Genomic DNA, 14,124 nt, shown 5'->3' on the forward strand with positions numbered 1-14,124 from the left:
GGCACGCCCTTCGTCGTTTCAGGCGAGCTTCCGCGGCAGCTCGTTGCCTCTTGTGAAGGCATCGATCGCCTCGACCATCTGGCCGTAATGGATGCGCAAGCCGTCCTCGGTCGCATAGCCGAGGTGCGGCGTCAGCACGAGATTGTCGAGCTTGCGGAAGGGATGGTCGATCGGCAGCGGCTCGACCGAGAACACGTCGATGCCGGCGCCCGCGATCTTCCGCTGCTGCAGGGCCTCCAGCAGCGCCTGCTCGTCCACGATCGGTCCGCGCGCGGTGTTGACGAGGAAGGCGGTCGGCTTCATCCGCGCGAGATCATCGCGGCCGACCAGGCCGCGCGAGCGCTCGCTCAGCACCACATGGATGGTGACGATATCCGCCTTGGCGAACAGCTCCTCCTTGGTGGCATAGCCGACGCCGGCGCCTGCGCATTTCTCCGGCGTCAGGTTCGGGCTCCAGGCGATCACGTTCATGCCGAAGGCCTTCGCGATGCCGGCCATCTTGGTGCCGAGCTTGCCGAGCCCAACGATGCCGAGGGTCAGGCCTTCGATCTCGACGCCAGCAAAGGTCTGCCAGGGCTCGCCGGCATGCATGCGCGCATTCTCGCGGCCGATGCCGCGGGTCAGCTCCAGGATCAGGCCCATGGTGAGCGGTGCAGTCGGGTCACGCGAATATTGCGTGCCGCAGAGGGCGACGCCCTTCGACTTCGCCGCCTCCATGTCGATCGCGGCGTTGCGCATGCCGGAGGTCAGCAGCAGCTTCAGCTTGGGCAGCTTGTCGAACAGGCTCTTGGGAAACGCCGTGCGCTCGCGCATCGCGCAGATGACGTCGAAATCGGCCAGCGCGCTGGCCGCGGCCTGCTCGGAGGCGAAGGGGTGGCTGAACACGGTGGGATCGACACGGTCGGACAGTCTCGGCCAATCGGCGACGTCGAGGGCGAGGTTGAAATAGTCGTCGAGAATTGCACAGCGCAGCCGCGTCATCAGCGTTCATCCATGGCGAGAGGTGAGGGCGCCGGACGAAAGGGCGCCATCGTCGGAACCGGGCCATGGTTGCGCGCAATCGCGCCAGCGCGCAAGCAGTCTGGGTCTTCAAAAGTCCGATAGGGAAGGGCAGTTCAGAGGTCGCGGGGCTTCAGCCGGATCGGTGCATCCATGCCATGTTTGGCGCGCCAGGCCGGGCCGGGGCCGCGCATGTAGTGAAGTTCGGGCCGGTAGGGATTGAAGGCGGTGGTGAAGAAGCGCTTCCAGAAGCCCTTGAGTTCCGAGACGAGCGCGGAGGCGCGGCCGGCTTCTGCCGGAACGGGGTGAGAGGTGGTCTCGATCAGAGCCATGATGGGCCTCGCTGTGCTCCCGATCATTCTGAGCGGGTGGCGCTGTTTCCGCGCGAAACCGAGCTTTGGCCTGATTTATTAAAAGATGGTTTCAATTGTCCGGAACAGGGTCCGGATGGTGTCCGACCAGTATTCATCCGTGGTGAACGGAGGGAAAACATTGCCCTTTGGAGGCGGGATCGCTACATCGGCGGCAAGCAAATCTCCTCAAATTGAAGGTTTCACGGGACCGATGGCGCGCCAATTTGTCTACTTCATGGACGGCCTGACCAAGAGCTACCCGACCCGCAAGGTGCTCGACAACATCCGCCTCAGCTTTTACCCGGACGCCAAGATCGGCGTTCTCGGCGTCAACGGCTCCGGTAAGTCGACCCTGCTCAAGATCATGGCGGGCCTGGACAAGGAATACACGGGCGAGGCCTGGGTCGCTGAGGGCGCCCGCGTCGGCTATCTCGAGCAGGAGCCGCAGCTGGATGCTGCGCTTTCGGTCCGCGAGAACGTCATGCAGGGCGTCGCCAAGCAGAAGGCGATCCTCGACCGCTACAACGAGCTAGCGGTCAACTATTCGGACGAGACCGCCGACGAGATGACCAAGCTGCAGGACGAGATCGAGGCCCAGGGCCTCTGGGATCTCGACAGCAAGGTCGATCAGGCCATGGACGCGCTGCGCTGCCCGCCCGATGATGCCGACGTGACCAAGCTCTCCGGCGGTGAACGCCGCCGTGTCGCGCTGTGCCGCTTGCTGCTGGACCAGCCGGAGCTTTTGCTGCTGGACGAACCGACCAACCATCTCGACGCCGAGTCGGTGTCTTGGCTCGAAGGGCATCTGCGCAACTATCCCGGCGCGATCCTGATCGTGACCCACGACCGCTACTTCCTCGACAACGTGACGGGCTGGATCCTCGAGCTCGATCGCGGCAAGGGCATTCCCTACGAGGGCAATTACTCGTCCTGGCTGGTGCAGAAGCAGAAGCGCCTGGAGCAGGAAGGCCGCGAGGACGCCGCGCACCAGAAGACGATTGCCCGCGAGCAGGAATGGGTCGCGTCCTCGCCGAAGGCGCGCCAGGCCAAGTCGAAGGCGCGCTATCAGCGCTATGAGGAGCTGCTCAAGCAGGCGAGCGAGAAGCAGACCCAGACCGCGCAGATCATCATCCCGGTCGCCGAACGCCTCGGCGCCAACGTGGTCGATTTCGAAGGGCTCAGCAAAGGCTATGGCGATCGTCTGCTGATCGACGATCTCACCTTCAAGCTGCCGCCCGGCGGCATCGTCGGCGTGATCGGTGCCAACGGCGCCGGCAAGACCACGCTGTTCAAGATGATCACCAAGCAGGAGACCCCGGACAAGGGCACGATCACGGTCGGCGAGACCGTGCATCTCGGTTATGTCGACCAGTCGCGCGACGCGCTCGACGGCAAGAAGACCGTGTGGGAGGAGATCTCCGGCGGCAACGAGCTGATCCTGCTCGGCAAGAAGGAAGTGAACTCGCGCGGCTACTGCTCGTCGTTCAACTTCAAGGGCGCCGACCAGCAGAAGAAGGTCGGCGCGCTCTCGGGCGGCGAGCGCAACCGCGTGCATCTCGCCAAGATGCTGAAGTCCGGTGCCAACGTGCTGCTGCTCGACGAACCGACCAACGACCTCGACGTCGACACGCTGCGCGCGCTCGAAGAGGCGCTGGAGGATTTCGCCGGCTGCGCCGTCATCATCAGCCACGATCGCTGGTTCCTCGACCGCATCGCGACCCACATCCTGGCCTTCGAGGGTGATAGCCACGTCGAATGGTTCGAAGGCAACTTCCAGGATTACGAGAAGGACAAGATGCGCCGTCTCGGCCAGGACGCGATCATCCCGCACCGCGTGAAGTACAAGAAGCTGACGCGGTGACGTCGTGATGATGCGGCGGGCGCTCATCGCTGCGGTGGTCGCGATCACCTGCGGCTGGTCGCCCGCCTATGCCGCCGACGCCGCCTTCACCCAGTTCATCGCTTCGCTCTGGCCGGAGGCGCAAGAGGCCGGGGTCTCGCGCGCGACGTTCGATCAGCAGACGCGCGGGCTCGAGCCGGATTACAAGCTGCCTGATTTGATCCTGCCTGGACGGCCCGCGACCGGCGCGCCGTCGCAGGCCGAGTTTGTGCAGGTGCCGGCGGACTATGTCAGGGAAGGCTCGATTGCGAATCTTGCCGGCGAAGGACAGCGGCTGCTGCAGAAATACAATGCCGCGCTGACGAAGATCGAGAAGAGCTCGGGCGTGCCCGCGACCGTCATGCTCGCGATCTGGGGACGTGAGACCGACTACGGCCGCTATACGCTGCCTTACGATCTGGTCCGCGTGCTGGCGACGCAGGCCTATGTCGGCCGGCGCAAGGACACCTATCGCAATGAGTTCATCCTCGCGCTGAAGATCCTGGACGAGGGCGTGGTGACGCGCAAGGACATGCGTTCGTCCTGGGCCGGCGCCACCGGACTCACGCAGTTCCTGCCGTCCGAATACTACAAGCACGGCGTCGATTTCGACGGCGATGGTCGCATCGACATCTGGCACTCGGTCCCGGATGCACTGGCCTCCGCCGCGCAGCAGCTCGTCAACAAGGGCTGGCAGAGCGGCGTGCGCTGGGCCTACGAAGTGCAGGCGCCGGCGAGGGTCGATTGCACCACGGGCGTGCCGGAGGTGACGAAGCCGATCGGCCAGTGGCTGCGCGAAGGCTTCGTGCCGGTGCGGGGGCAGAAGCTGAGCGCTGCCGAACAGGCGCAGCCGGCATCACTGCTGCAGCCGGAGGGCATCTATGGTCCGGCTTTCCTGACCACGAAGAACTACTTCGTCATCAAGGAGTACAATTTCTCCGACCTCTACGTGCTGTTCGTCGGCCATCTCAGCGATCGCATGACGAGCCCGCTTCCGTTCGCGACGCCGTGGGCGACGTCGAAGCAGTTGCGCACCAGGGATGTCGAGGCGATGCAGCGCGGCCTCACGCGCGCCGGGCTCTACAAGGACAAGATCGACGGCAAGGCCGGCATGCAGACCCGCGCTGCGCTCGGCGCCTATCAGAAGTCGGCAGGGCTCAAGGTCGATTGCTGGCCGAGCGAAGACGTGCTGCGTTCGATCCAGGCGGCACGCTGAACGGCTCTCGAAAACGAAAAAGCCCGGCCGATGGTTTCGGCCGGGCTCCGATCGCGGCGCTCATGGGCGCCGGTGCGATCAAATCAGTAGCAAACGCGAACCGGGCGGACGACCCAGCCGTAGCCGTCCCAATAGCGCTGGCGCTGCCAGTAGCAGGGCGGCGGGGGCGGGCCGGGCTCGGCCACGTAAACCGGACCACCATAGGCCGGACGGCTCGAGGCGATGGCGCCGCCAATGATCGCGCCGCCGAGCAGGCCGGCAGCGATACCGGCGCCGACGCCGTCATGGGCCTGGGCGGACGGCGTGGCGGTCACCAGCGAACCGGCGATCGTCGCAACCGTGAGGGCGGCAACAATAGTCTTCTTCATGCTCTTGGCTCTCCTGGGAGAAGGACGTCCCTTGTTAGGAGCGTCCGGGGATCAAAGGTTCACGCACACTCTGATGGAATTGGCCTTGCGGCTAGGAAGCGCGCAAATGGTCAATCCACGGTAAACGCACACGGAGCTGTGACGAGAAAAAGCGGTCTTTTTCAGGCCCTGAGATGAACAGCGGATCCGTAATGAACCGGTCCAACCGCAATCGCGCAAGCCGAACGCGCCTCAGCCACAGACTCTGACGCGGCGGACGCGCCAGGCATAGCCATCCCAGAAGCGCTGCCTCTGCCAGACGCAGCCGTTGCCATAATAGTCGTCGGCGACGTAGCCGGGACCCGGCGCGTAGTAGCGGGGCGGGTAGTAGCCGGGGCCGTAGCCCGGACCGTAGGCATAGCCCGGGCCGGGTCCGTAATAATACGGAGAGGCCAGCGCCCCGCCAACGATGGCGCCTCCGATGATCCCGGCAGCCACGCCGGCCGCGACACCGCGCTGTGCATGGGCCGGCGTTCCCGCGGCCAGGACAAGGGCGGCGGTGGCAGCAACTGCCATAAGCATCTTCTTCATTGGAGCGACCTTTCACGGGAACACGGAACTCTTGCGGCCAAAGTTCCATACTTCGTTTGAATGATCAATGAACGGTCCATCTGCCGGGTGCGACCAAATGAGAGGAAGCGTTGGCTTTCAAGCCCAGGAGACGGTGATGAACGTCCTGACCAATGCCCTGATCGCCCTCGGGGCCGTCGGCGTGATTGGCTATGCCCTGATGACCCATTTGCAGAATCGCGCACCGCGGCCGCGCGCGAGAGCAGGCGGCGACGGTGGAGGGAGCGACAGCTATTCGGATACAACGAATGACGGTTTCTCGCTGGGAAGCTGGTTCTCCAGCGACAGTTCCAGCAACTCGACCGACAGCGGCAACTGCTCCACGAGCGATAGCGGTGGGGGCGGAGATTGTGGCGGCGGCGGAGATGGCGGCGGAGGCGGCAGCAGCGATTAGGCCGTATTCGGCATCATCTTGATCCAGCGCAATTTGCAATTTTAGAGCCGTTCTAGGCTGTTTCCGGGCCAGTTTGGAATAGCTTCAAATTCCGGTTTTTCCTTTTGCATCCGGACGGCCCGTTAAATATCGATGATGGTGCATCACCGAAGGGCCTACCACTTCCATGATCGTTTGTTCCTGTAACGTGCTGAGCGATGACGACATCCGCGCCGCCGTCGCCGAGTCCGACGATGCTGTGCGTCATGCCAAGCAAGTCTATGGATGTCTCGGCTGCAGCGCTGAATGCGGCCGCTGCGCCCGCACCATCAAGACGATCATCGATGAAGCGCTTGGCCCCTGCGCCCAGTCCTGCTGCTCGGGCTGCCCCCATAGCCACGCCGTCGCCGCCAACGACGAGACGGCCGAGCCCGTCCAGTTCGCTCTCGCAGCCTGCTGAAATTTTCGACACCATCGCCAGAGCTTTTCCCCGGCTGCGTCTCCGTAGCCGGTTGCCCCCATGTCTAATCTGACTTAGAAGCATTCTAAAGTCGGATAGGGCCGATTTGGACTGCAAGAGCTGGAGTAAGCCATGCAAGGCGACGCAAAAGTCATCGACTATCTCAACAAGGCGCTGCGTCACGAGCTGACTGCGATCAACCAGTACTGGCTGCACTACCGCTTCCTCGACAATTGGGGCCTCCTCGACATGGCCAAGGTCTGGCGCAAGGAGTCCATCGAGGAGATGGAGCATGCCGACAAGCTCACCGCGCGCATCCTGTTCTTCGACGGCTTTCCGAACATGCAGGTGCTCGATCCCTTGCGCATCGGCCAGAACGTGAAAGAGATCATCGAGTGCGATCTCGCTGCCGAGATGAGCGCGCGCGCGCTCTACCAGGAAGCGGCGACCTACTGCCATGGCGTCAAGGATTACGTCACCCGTGACCTGTTCGAGAAGCTGATGAGCGACGAGGAGCACCACATCGACTTCCTCGAGACCCAGCTCGATCTGATCGGCCGCATCGGCCTCGAGCTCTACACCCAGAAGCACGTCGGCGGGCTCGAGGGCGAGGGGCACTGAGCCGTTAGGCGCTAGCTGTAGCCACACACTCCTATGTCGTCCCGGCGAAGGCCGAGTGGTTGTGGCGCGAACTGGTGGCCACGAGTCTTCGTCAAACCACTTCCCGTGGTTATGGATCCCGGATCCGCGCTGCGCTTGTCCGGGATGACACCGAGATTGCGGCACCAGCTAAAGCTGCGTCTTGTAGCGCTCCTCCACGATCTCCTGGCTCTCAGGCTCGCCGAGGCTGGTCTGATCGTGGATAACCTGACTGATGCTCGGCATCACCGAGCGCTGCACCTTTTCCGGCGACCACAGCTTTGAACGCATCAGCGCCTTGCCGCAGTGGAAGTAGACTTCGCTGACGGCAACGTTCAGCACCGCGCGCGGTGGCTTGCCGAACTCGACCATGGACGCGAGCAGATCCGGATCGGCCGACAAGGTGCCGCGCCCGCCGACGCGCAGCGTCTCGTCGATGCCGGGCACGAAGAACAACAGATGCACGAAGCCGGAGCCCTCGACGACGTTGCGAAAGCTGTCGATGCGATTGTTGCCGGCACGGTCGGGCATCAGTAACTGATTGGGGCCGGCGACATGGACGAAGCCCACGCTGCCGCCACGCGGTGACGCGTCGACGCTGCCGTCGACGCCCGATGTTGCCAGCACGCAGAATGGCGACATCTCGATGAACTTCCGCGCATGCACGTCGATCGCGGGACGCGCTTTCGCAATCACGCGCGGGGTCGGCTTCGCATAGATCGTGGCGAGGTCTTCGGCGCAAAGGTCGGTCAACGGCATGCCTCCGGATAAGTTCGGCGTCAAACTACCCGATCGAGACCAAGTCAGCCAACGATATCCATCGCGAGATGCTAAACCGAGTCCGCGGGCACGAAGCAACTGATGATGATGGCGCAGCGATGGTGGACGTACCACACCACGGCGTGGCCGACCGGATTGCCACGATCGCGGATGATGGCGCGCTCAGGCACCTCCATCCACTGGCCCTCGATTGGCACCCAATAGGCACCTTTGCGTACGTCGCAATCGGTGCGATGGCCATCGGAGATGTCGCAACAGGGCACGCCGTTCGGTGCGATCACGCTCTTGAACCAGGCGCGGATATCCGGCGGCACGTTCTCATATTGACCATTGTCGAACGCGAACGCGGCGCCGGTCATCGCGGCCAGCCAAACGCACAGCGCAAACCTGTGCATACGATCCTCCTCATCGCGTGTCGATTCGTATCGTTTGGGCGATTAAGCCTGAGCCGTCAGCTCATTGCATGCTCAAAAAATATGCGGCGCCGGGGCGCCGCATTTGATGCATCGCGATATCGCTGCAGCTCCGATGATGCCTACATCGTACGCTGCGGTGCAGTTTGCAGCAATTGGCGGACCTGCTCGCTGTAGAATTTCGCATTGCCGGTGGTGCCATGGCCGCGCGTCTCGGTGCTCGCGGGGATGAGATACAGCTTGCCGTTCTTGACCAGCTTCATCGCTGCCTCCGTCACGCCGGTCTCGGGCGGATTGCGTTCGTCGTCAGCGGAGTTGATCAGCAGCAGCGAAGCTTCGATAGCTTCCAGCTTGTCGGCGGCATTGTAGTCGTGCGAGGAGTCCCACTGATAGACGTAGTCGTTGGCATCCGCCGTGATCGGCGTCGCCAGCCGTTCATCGACGATCTTGTCCGCCTTCGCCGCGGTAGGCGCCTGTTGCTGATAGGCTAGCGTGCCGCCGATGCTGGCGATGCCGTAGGCCGTAATCGCGTATTTCATCATGCGCGGCTGGCTGGAGTAGTTGCCGCCATTGTAATCGGGATCGTTGCGGATGGTGTCGAGCATGATCCGCCGCATCATCCAGTTGCGCGACGCCATCTCGGTCGGTTGCGAGGCCATCGGCACCAGCGCGTCCATGTCCTTGGGGTATTTCTCGCCCCACAGCCAGGTCTGCATGCCGCCCATGGAATTGCCGATCACGAGCCGCAGATGTTTGACGCCGAGGCCCTCGGTCACAAGGCGATGCTGCGCCTCGACCATGTCATCGTAGTTATATTTCGGGAAGCTCGCCTTCATGCCGTCGGATGGCTTTGACGATTTGCCGTGGCCAACCGAGTCCGGAATGATGATGTAATACTTGGACGCATCGAGCGGCTGTCCGGCGCCGAACATCTCGCCGGCGAAGGCGGGCGTCAGCATGCTCGCGCCCGAGCCGCCGGTGCCGTGCAACACCAGCACGGGCTGACCGCTGGGGTCGCCGACAGTGGTGTAGTGCAGCTTCAGGTCCGTCATGACCTCGCCAGTGTGGAACTTGAAATCCTTGGCGACCCAATCACCCTGTTTCGGCGCAGGGTAATCGGCCGCTATCGCCGGCATCGAGACTGATAGCAAGGCCGCGGCAAGCAGCGCGCTCGAGATATTCATGATGTCCTCCCGCTGCGGCCGCTGGCATCCGGGCCGCTTCGCGCGCGATCTTATCAGGGGTACCTGAGGGATCGAGAGCGGATGTGGCGCCGGCCGCCAAAACATTTCGCAATTGGTGCATCGCGCAAGCGGAATATATCGAGAGCCGGCGAGGGAGGCGGCTCAATGCTCCCGGAGCAAGCTGAGCGCATACCAGCCCCAGTAAACCCTGTGACGCCGGATCAGTCCTTTGTCGATTTCCATGATCTCGACCAGCTCCATCTGCTCGCCATCGGGAGTGACGCGCGGATATTCCCAGGTGATGATCCGGCCGTCAGTGAAGAAGCCTTGCTTGAAGCGCCTTCGCTGCGGCGGATTGGTCTGGAATACGCGCGTAATGAAGACGCGCAGATTGTCCTTGCCTTGGACGATCCCGGCCGGGGTCTTCATGAGATGTTGAACCAGCGGGCTTTCGATGGAGGCCTCATCGGCATAGAGCGCGAGGGACGCCTCGAGGTCCTTGTTGCCGAGGGCTTCATCCCACAGCTTGCAGATGCGTTCTGCCTCGCTCTGGTGTGCTGGCTTGGTCATGTTGTAATCCTCTGGATTCGGGGCGACTTCCGGGGTCATCGCAGAGGCGCGCCGCCCACGTTTCACTGAATTCTGAAATGAGCGGTTTGGAGAACGATTGCGATGACGCGGCGGCAGGCCCACATCGGGGACGGGAGTTTTTGATGGTCGCAGCCAGACAATCAGTACAATCGGGATTTTCGCGGCTTACCGACGCCTTGAGCGATCCGGCGCGCGAAGCCATGGTCAGTGCGCTGTTCGGCGGCAAGGCGCTGCCCGCGGGCGAGTTGGCCGCGCTTGCCGGTGTGTCGCCGCAAAGCGCCAGTGCGCATCTGCAGAAGCTGACGGATGCGCGCCTGCTTTCGGTGTGGCAGCAGGGGCGGTTTCGCTACTATCGCATCGCCGACGATGAGGTCGCGGCCCTGATCGAAAACCTCGTCAATGTCGCCGCCAGGACCGACCATGCGGAACGCGCGCGAGGCGTGCCGACGCCGCTCCGTCAGTCGCGAACCTGCTATTGCCATCTCGCCGGCCAACTCGGCGTGGCGTTGCGGGACGGTTTGGTGGACAAGAAGCTGATCACGCTGCGCGGCCGCGAGGCCTCCATCACCGACCAGGGGCTCGCCTGGTGCCGCGCGGAGGCGATCGACTTCAAGCCAGGCCGCGATCCTCACATGCGGCTCTGCAACGATTGGACCGAGCGTGTTCCGCATCTCGCAGGCCCATTCGCCAATGCGATCCTGAAGCGGTTGATCGGGGCGCATGCGCTGGCCCCGCACCGTGTCCCACGCGCGCTTCGTCTCACCCCGAAAGGGCGCGCCTTCTTCGGACGGCTCGGCATTTCGATTCCGTTCTGAGACCCCGCGCCGGACGCCGATGACAGTGGCTGATCCGGCATGTAGCATCCGGGTGCCGCCGATCGTCCTTGAACGGAATCGTCTTTCAGGAGGAACTCATGTGCCGCAACATCAAGACGCTGTTCAATTTCGAACCGCCGGCGACGGAGGACGAGATTCATGCCAGCGCGCTCCAGTTCGTGCGAAAGCTCTCAGGCTTCAACAAGCCTTCGCAGGCCAATGAGGCGGCATTCGACCGCGCTGTGGCCGAAGTCTCGGAGGCTGCGCGGCGGTTGCTGACCTCGTTGCACACCCACGCGCCGGCGCGCGACCGCGAGGTCGAGGCGGGGAAGGCGAAGGAGCGTTCGCGGCTGCGTTTTGGCTAGTGGCTCCGTAAAGCTCCACCGTGATCTGGCTCACGGAAGTGGCGGTCTTCATGCGCGATGATGTTCGCCGGGGTTTTTGACAACCCGGAGCACGAGCATGAGCCGCCCCCTTCTTCCGCTGAAAGCAGGTGCCATCGTTTTCACGCTGTTGTGGACCGCGTGGATGATGTGGTGGAGCGGCTCGTTCTCGAGCGCGAACGTTGTGGTCCTCGCCTTTTGCGGCGCAGCGGTCGGCTATCTCTGGTACCGCGCCATGCGCTGGCAATTCGAGCGCATGGGTATGCTGCCGCGGCGTGAGGATCCGGCGAATTAGACGCGCTAGTCCTTGTGGCCGTGCTTCTTCTTTTTCTTCTTTTTCTTGTGCTCGTCGCCGTCGTCGTGCTCGCTCTCGTCGTCGGCGGGCGCCTCTTCAGTCTCGTGAACGGCGGCTTCGAGCGCCGCGCGCTCGGCGGCCTCCTGCTCGCGCTGGCGACGGCGTTCGTCCCAGGCATCGAACAGTTGCTCCAGCCACGGCAGCACCTGCTCGATCGACGGCAACTGGCCGGTCGGACCGGGCTCGCCACGCGGGCCTTGAGGACCGGCGGCCCCTTGCGGACCCGCGGCGCCCTGTGGTCCAGCTGCTCCCCGTAGTCCGGCTTCGCCTGGCTTGCCCGGCAGACCGGCCTTGCCCTGCGCTCCGGCTTTTCCGGCGGGACCCGGCTTGCCCTGCGGTCCCGGCTTGCCGCGCGCACCGTCCGGGCCTCGCTTGCCCGGATGACCCTGCGGCCCCGGCCGTCCCGGCTCGCCCTGCCGTCCGCGCGGACCCTGCGGTCCCTGCCGTCCCTGATCGTCTGCCACGCCGCTACTCCTTCTGCGCATGCAAGCTACTTAGCGGCGTTTGACGACAGCAGCAATTCCACCCGCGCTTCGCGTCGGGCTTGATCAACATCAATTGGCGCCAGGGGCGTCGTGTCATGGATGACGCGAGGCCATCATGCTTGCGAGGAGCGACCGATGCGTGCAGCGTGGAAAGTCTTCTGTCTGTCGGCGATCATCCTCGCGGCAGCGGTCGGTCTTGCCCATCTGATCGTGCCCGATGTCGTCCCGGTCGGCTACGCCGAAGAGCCACAGGCGTCATGGGCGATCCTGACGGCCTTCGTCTTGCGCGCGATCGCGCTGACCGCGGCCTGGGTCGCGATCATCACGCTGTCGGTGCTCGTCGGCGCCAAATTGTATCAGATGGTCTTCCACACGGTACCGCGCGCGGAATGATCACGCCGTCATGCGCTAGTCATGATAGGCCGGCACTTCGATGCCGGAAGCCGCATAGAGCCTGATCTTGTTGCGCAGCGTGCGCACCGACAGGCCGAGCACGCGCGAGGCGCGTGTGCGGTTGCCGTCGCAGCGCGCGAGCGTCTGGAGCACGAGCTCGCGCTCGACCTCGCCGACGGTTGCGCCGATCAACAGTGGAACGATCTCGTTGGGTGCAAGGAATTGCGCGCCCTGCTCGGACGCCGCGACATGAACTGTGGTCATCAAAACACTCCCCGATCAACGCCCGCTTCCACCGTTGGAAGCGGATCGAGAACAAACGACCCCCAAGCCGTAGATCCACGGTGGGCGGGTTTGGTTAACGAAAGGTTAATTGCGCACCGTCGCACGAATTGACCTTGGGAATGCCGCCGCGTTGCCGTGATTGGCACGAGATGCACAGCGATGCGGACCGATCTCGCTCACATCGTGCGATATCCGCCATCGACCATCACGATCGTTCCCGTGACGTAAGACGACAGGTCCGAGGCGAGGAAGATCGCGGGGCCGACGATGTCCTCGGGCTTGCCGGTGCGCGCGAGCGGGGTGTGGTCGACGAAGGCCTGGACGAGTGCCGGATTGGTGGCGCGCACCTTGGCGTTGATGTTGGTCTCGATGAAACCGGGGCCGATCGCGTTGACGCGCACGCCTTCCTTGCCGAGCTCGACCGCGAGCGCCTTGGTGAAGCCGAGCACGCCGTGTTTTGAAGTAGTATAGGCCGCCGAGCTCGGCGTGCGCAGATGCACGAAGGACTGGATCGAGGCGATATTGACGATGCGGCCTTTGCTCGCGCGCAAGGGGCTAAGGAAGGCCTGTGTCGTGTTGAAGACGCCGTTGAGATTGAGCGAGATGATGTCGTTCCAGTCCTTCGCCACCGCTTCGGTCTCCGCGGTGAAGGCATTGCGGCGGGTGATACCGGCATTGTTGACGAGGATCGAGACCTGCCCGACCTCGTCGGCGACCTGCTTGGCCAGCGCAAAGCAGTCGTTGCGCTTCGTCACGTCGAGCGCAAAGCTCTCGGCCCTGCCGCCGGCCTTGCGGATCTCCTCGGCGGCCTCCGCGACCGTGTCGGCATTGACGTCGAGCAGCACCACTTGGGCGCCTTCGCGGGCGTAGCCGGCGGCGATGGCCCGGCCGATGCCGGAGCCTGCGCCGGTGACGACAGCGATGTGGTTTGCCAGCAATGCCATGGCATTTTTCTCCCGAATTCGTTTCTAAGTTTCATGAAAGGCTAACTCGAAATTAAGGGGTCGGAAACGGCGGCCTTGGCATACTGATCTTCATTGCTAAACGTTGCGCGCATGATGGAACGGCTGGAATCCTGGAAACTCGCTCTCGAGCGCCTGCGGTCGGCGGAGCACGCCGATTGGGCCGAGGCCGGCCGGCTGGTGGCCGAGATCGTGCGGATGAGCACCGATACGATGTTGCGTCAGGCCGCCGAGCAGGCGCTTCCCATGCTGCGCCAGGCCGCGGACAATGACGATCATGGCGTCACGCTGGCGGCGAGGCGCCGTGTCGGCGTGATCCTCGATGTCGTCCATGATCTGACGGCGCCGCGCTTCGGCCGCCGCAATGCGGCGCCGAAGAAGCTTTCCAGCGAGGATCGCGCGCGCAAGATGCTGGGCCTGCCGCTCGCGGTGCAGCTCACCTGCGACGACATCAACCAGGCCTATCGCCGCGCTGCCAAGGGCATGCATCCCGATCAGGGCGGCAGCGCGCAGGCTTTCATCGACCTCAGCTCCGCGCGCGATATTCTCATTCACCCCGGCGCGCACAAGGACGCGTGAGGG

General features: G+C 63.7%; 21 protein-coding genes. 10 read left to right on the forward strand and 11 right to left on the reverse strand.

The window, feature by feature from the left end:
• Positions 1–18: 18 nt before the first annotated feature.
• Together ACWAT4_RS10390 and ACWAT4_RS10395 are read right to left on the reverse strand one after the other, a co-directional pair.
• Entirely contained in the window at positions 19–981 is a 963-nt protein-coding gene (locus ACWAT4_RS10390) for a D-2-hydroxyacid dehydrogenase family protein (RefSeq protein WP_449730487.1), read from the reverse strand.
• Positions 982–1,115: 134 nt separating this feature from the next.
• Complete coding sequence (locus ACWAT4_RS10395) at positions 1,116–1,331, reverse strand: hypothetical protein (protein ID WP_212298992.1); 216 nt, start codon at positions 1,329–1,331, stop codon at positions 1,116–1,118.
• A 232-nt stretch (positions 1,332–1,563) separates the two neighbouring features.
• On the opposite strand from ACWAT4_RS10395, the gene ettA reads away from it, so the two are divergent.
• Positions 1,564–3,213, forward strand: coding sequence for an energy-dependent translational throttle protein EttA (gene ettA, locus ACWAT4_RS10400; protein WP_212298991.1), 1,650 nt, complete (start codon positions 1,564–1,566; stop codon positions 3,211–3,213).
• Between the two features lie 7 nt (positions 3,214–3,220).
• Positions 3,221–4,447: a lytic murein transglycosylase gene (locus ACWAT4_RS10405; protein WP_212446729.1), complete on the forward strand. Its 1,227-nt coding sequence runs from the start codon at positions 3,221–3,223 to the stop codon at positions 4,445–4,447.
• 83 nt (positions 4,448–4,530) lie between these two features.
• Here the strand turns inward: ACWAT4_RS10405 and ACWAT4_RS10410 are convergent, their stop codons facing one another.
• Together ACWAT4_RS10410 and ACWAT4_RS10415 are read right to left on the reverse strand one after the other, a co-directional pair.
• Complete coding sequence (locus ACWAT4_RS10410) at positions 4,531–4,815, reverse strand: hypothetical protein (RefSeq protein ID WP_212298989.1); 285 nt, start codon at positions 4,813–4,815, stop codon at positions 4,531–4,533.
• Positions 4,816–5,046: 231 nt separating this feature from the next.
• Positions 5,047–5,385: a hypothetical protein gene (locus ACWAT4_RS10415; RefSeq protein WP_212298988.1), complete on the reverse strand. Its 339-nt coding sequence runs from the start codon at positions 5,383–5,385 to the stop codon at positions 5,047–5,049.
• 136 nt (positions 5,386–5,521) lie between these two features.
• Here ACWAT4_RS10415 and ACWAT4_RS10420 point away from each other — a divergent pair, with 136 nt between their 5' ends.
• From ACWAT4_RS10420 to bfr, 3 genes are all read left to right on the forward strand, one after another.
• Entirely contained in the window at positions 5,522–5,818 is a 297-nt protein-coding gene (locus tag ACWAT4_RS10420; RefSeq protein ID WP_249149382.1) for a hypothetical protein, read from the forward strand.
• 166 nt (positions 5,819–5,984) lie between these two features.
• Entirely contained in the window at positions 5,985–6,257 is a 273-nt protein-coding gene (locus ACWAT4_RS10425; RefSeq protein WP_212298986.1) for a (2Fe-2S)-binding protein, read from the forward strand.
• 132 nt (positions 6,258–6,389) lie between these two features.
• Positions 6,390–6,878 carry a bacterioferritin gene (gene bfr / locus ACWAT4_RS10430; RefSeq protein ID WP_011089420.1) on the forward strand — a complete coding sequence of 163 codons (489 nt, stop codon included), beginning with the start codon at positions 6,390–6,392 and terminating at the stop codon, positions 6,876–6,878.
• Between the two features lie 168 nt (positions 6,879–7,046).
• On the opposite strand, the gene ACWAT4_RS10435 is transcribed toward bfr, so the two are convergent.
• The 4 genes from ACWAT4_RS10435 to ACWAT4_RS10450 form a co-directional block, all read right to left on the reverse strand.
• Positions 7,047–7,649 carry a pyridoxamine 5'-phosphate oxidase family protein gene (locus ACWAT4_RS10435; RefSeq protein WP_212427042.1) on the reverse strand — a complete coding sequence of 201 codons (603 nt, stop codon included), beginning with the start codon at positions 7,647–7,649 and terminating at the stop codon, positions 7,047–7,049.
• A gap of 77 nt (positions 7,650–7,726) precedes the next feature.
• On the reverse strand, positions 7,727–8,071 hold the full coding sequence (locus ACWAT4_RS10440; RefSeq protein ID WP_449730488.1) for a hypothetical protein: 345 nt from the start codon (positions 8,069–8,071) through the stop codon (positions 7,727–7,729).
• Between the two features lie 140 nt (positions 8,072–8,211).
• Complete coding sequence (locus tag ACWAT4_RS10445) at positions 8,212–9,273, reverse strand: alpha/beta fold hydrolase (protein WP_212298983.1); 1,062 nt, start codon at positions 9,271–9,273, stop codon at positions 8,212–8,214.
• A 162-nt stretch (positions 9,274–9,435) separates the two neighbouring features.
• The gene (locus tag ACWAT4_RS10450; RefSeq protein WP_449730489.1) at positions 9,436–9,843 is read right to left on the reverse strand and encodes a nuclear transport factor 2 family protein; all 408 of its coding nucleotides are present in this window, start codon (positions 9,841–9,843) and stop codon (positions 9,436–9,438) included.
• A gap of 143 nt (positions 9,844–9,986) precedes the next feature.
• Here ACWAT4_RS10450 and ACWAT4_RS10455 point away from each other — a divergent pair, with 143 nt between their 5' ends.
• The 3 genes from ACWAT4_RS10455 to ACWAT4_RS10465 all read left to right on the forward strand — a co-directional run bounded on the left by ACWAT4_RS10455 (position 9,987) and on the right by ACWAT4_RS10465 (position 11,357).
• Entirely contained in the window at positions 9,987–10,679 is a 693-nt protein-coding gene (locus tag ACWAT4_RS10455) for an ArsR/SmtB family transcription factor (protein ID WP_212298981.1), read from the forward strand.
• 98 nt (positions 10,680–10,777) lie between these two features.
• Positions 10,778–11,044, forward strand: a complete 267-nt coding sequence (locus tag ACWAT4_RS10460) for a DUF2277 domain-containing protein (RefSeq protein WP_212446731.1) — start codon at positions 10,778–10,780, stop codon at positions 11,042–11,044.
• A 97-nt stretch (positions 11,045–11,141) separates the two neighbouring features.
• The gene (locus ACWAT4_RS10465) at positions 11,142–11,357 is read left to right on the forward strand and encodes a hypothetical protein (protein ID WP_212298979.1); all 216 of its coding nucleotides are present in this window, start codon (positions 11,142–11,144) and stop codon (positions 11,355–11,357) included.
• A 5-nt stretch (positions 11,358–11,362) separates the two neighbouring features.
• Here the strand turns inward: ACWAT4_RS10465 and ACWAT4_RS10470 are convergent, their stop codons facing one another.
• A complete protein-coding gene (locus ACWAT4_RS10470) occupies positions 11,363–11,881 on the reverse strand; it encodes a collagen-like domain-containing protein (RefSeq protein ID WP_449730490.1) in 519 nt (172 codons plus the stop codon).
• Between the two features lie 156 nt (positions 11,882–12,037).
• On the opposite strand from ACWAT4_RS10470, the gene ACWAT4_RS10475 reads away from it, so the two are divergent.
• Positions 12,038–12,295: a hypothetical protein gene (locus ACWAT4_RS10475; protein WP_212427037.1), complete on the forward strand. Its 258-nt coding sequence runs from the start codon at positions 12,038–12,040 to the stop codon at positions 12,293–12,295.
• A gap of 15 nt (positions 12,296–12,310) precedes the next feature.
• On the opposite strand, the gene ACWAT4_RS10480 is transcribed toward ACWAT4_RS10475, so the two are convergent.
• Together ACWAT4_RS10480 and ACWAT4_RS10485 are read right to left on the reverse strand one after the other, a co-directional pair.
• Positions 12,311–12,559, reverse strand: coding sequence for a helix-turn-helix domain-containing protein (locus ACWAT4_RS10480; protein WP_200512381.1), 249 nt, complete (start codon positions 12,557–12,559; stop codon positions 12,311–12,313).
• Between the two features lie 197 nt (positions 12,560–12,756).
• Positions 12,757–13,524, reverse strand: coding sequence for an SDR family NAD(P)-dependent oxidoreductase (locus ACWAT4_RS10485; RefSeq protein ID WP_212446735.1), 768 nt, complete (start codon positions 13,522–13,524; stop codon positions 12,757–12,759).
• A gap of 111 nt (positions 13,525–13,635) precedes the next feature.
• Between ACWAT4_RS10485 and ACWAT4_RS10490 the strand changes: the two genes are divergently transcribed.
• Positions 13,636–14,121 (forward strand): J domain-containing protein, encoded by a 486-nt coding sequence (locus ACWAT4_RS10490; RefSeq protein WP_212446736.1) that lies wholly within the window; start codon positions 13,636–13,638, stop codon positions 14,119–14,121.
• The last annotated feature ends 3 nt before the right edge of the window (positions 14,122–14,124 follow it).

The sequence above is a fragment of the Bradyrhizobium sp. T-1 genome (assembly GCF_053592855.1).

Bases quoted from the DNA above. Each gene is read 5' to 3' on its own strand.
- ACWAT4_RS10390 (WP_449730487.1), bottom strand. From the start codon at position 981: ATGACGCGGCTGCGCTGTGCAATTCTCGACGACTATTTCAACCTCGCC.
- ACWAT4_RS10395 (WP_212298992.1), bottom strand. From the start codon at position 1,331: ATGGCTCTGATCGAGACCACCTCTCACCCCGTTCCGGCAGAAGCCGGC.
- ettA (WP_212298991.1), top strand. From the start codon at position 1,564: ATGGCGCGCCAATTTGTCTACTTCATGGACGGCCTGACCAAGAGCTAC.
- ACWAT4_RS10405 (WP_212446729.1), top strand. From the start codon at position 3,221: ATGATGCGGCGGGCGCTCATCGCTGCGGTGGTCGCGATCACCTGCGGC.
- ACWAT4_RS10410 (WP_212298989.1), bottom strand. From the start codon at position 4,815: ATGAAGAAGACTATTGTTGCCGCCCTCACGGTTGCGACGATCGCCGGT.
- ACWAT4_RS10415 (WP_212298988.1), bottom strand. From the start codon at position 5,385: ATGAAGAAGATGCTTATGGCAGTTGCTGCCACCGCCGCCCTTGTCCTG.
- ACWAT4_RS10420 (WP_249149382.1), top strand. From the start codon at position 5,522: ATGAACGTCCTGACCAATGCCCTGATCGCCCTCGGGGCCGTCGGCGTG.
- ACWAT4_RS10425 (WP_212298986.1), top strand. From the start codon at position 5,985: ATGATCGTTTGTTCCTGTAACGTGCTGAGCGATGACGACATCCGCGCC.
- bfr (WP_011089420.1), top strand. From the start codon at position 6,390: ATGCAAGGCGACGCAAAAGTCATCGACTATCTCAACAAGGCGCTGCGT.
- ACWAT4_RS10440 (WP_449730488.1), bottom strand. From the start codon at position 8,071: ATGCACAGGTTTGCGCTGTGCGTTTGGCTGGCCGCGATGACCGGCGCC.
- ACWAT4_RS10445 (WP_212298983.1), bottom strand. From the start codon at position 9,273: ATGAATATCTCGAGCGCGCTGCTTGCCGCGGCCTTGCTATCAGTCTCG.
- ACWAT4_RS10450 (WP_449730489.1), bottom strand. From the start codon at position 9,843: ATGACCAAGCCAGCACACCAGAGCGAGGCAGAACGCATCTGCAAGCTG.
- ACWAT4_RS10455 (WP_212298981.1), top strand. From the start codon at position 9,987: ATGGTCGCAGCCAGACAATCAGTACAATCGGGATTTTCGCGGCTTACC.
- ACWAT4_RS10460 (WP_212446731.1), top strand. From the start codon at position 10,778: ATGTGCCGCAACATCAAGACGCTGTTCAATTTCGAACCGCCGGCGACG.
- ACWAT4_RS10465 (WP_212298979.1), top strand. From the start codon at position 11,142: ATGAGCCGCCCCCTTCTTCCGCTGAAAGCAGGTGCCATCGTTTTCACG.
- ACWAT4_RS10475 (WP_212427037.1), top strand. From the start codon at position 12,038: ATGCGTGCAGCGTGGAAAGTCTTCTGTCTGTCGGCGATCATCCTCGCG.
- ACWAT4_RS10480 (WP_200512381.1), bottom strand. From the start codon at position 12,559: ATGACCACAGTTCATGTCGCGGCGTCCGAGCAGGGCGCGCAATTCCTT.
- ACWAT4_RS10485 (WP_212446735.1), bottom strand. From the start codon at position 13,524: ATGGCATTGCTGGCAAACCACATCGCTGTCGTCACCGGCGCAGGCTCC.
- ACWAT4_RS10490 (WP_212446736.1), top strand. From the start codon at position 13,636: ATGATGGAACGGCTGGAATCCTGGAAACTCGCTCTCGAGCGCCTGCGG.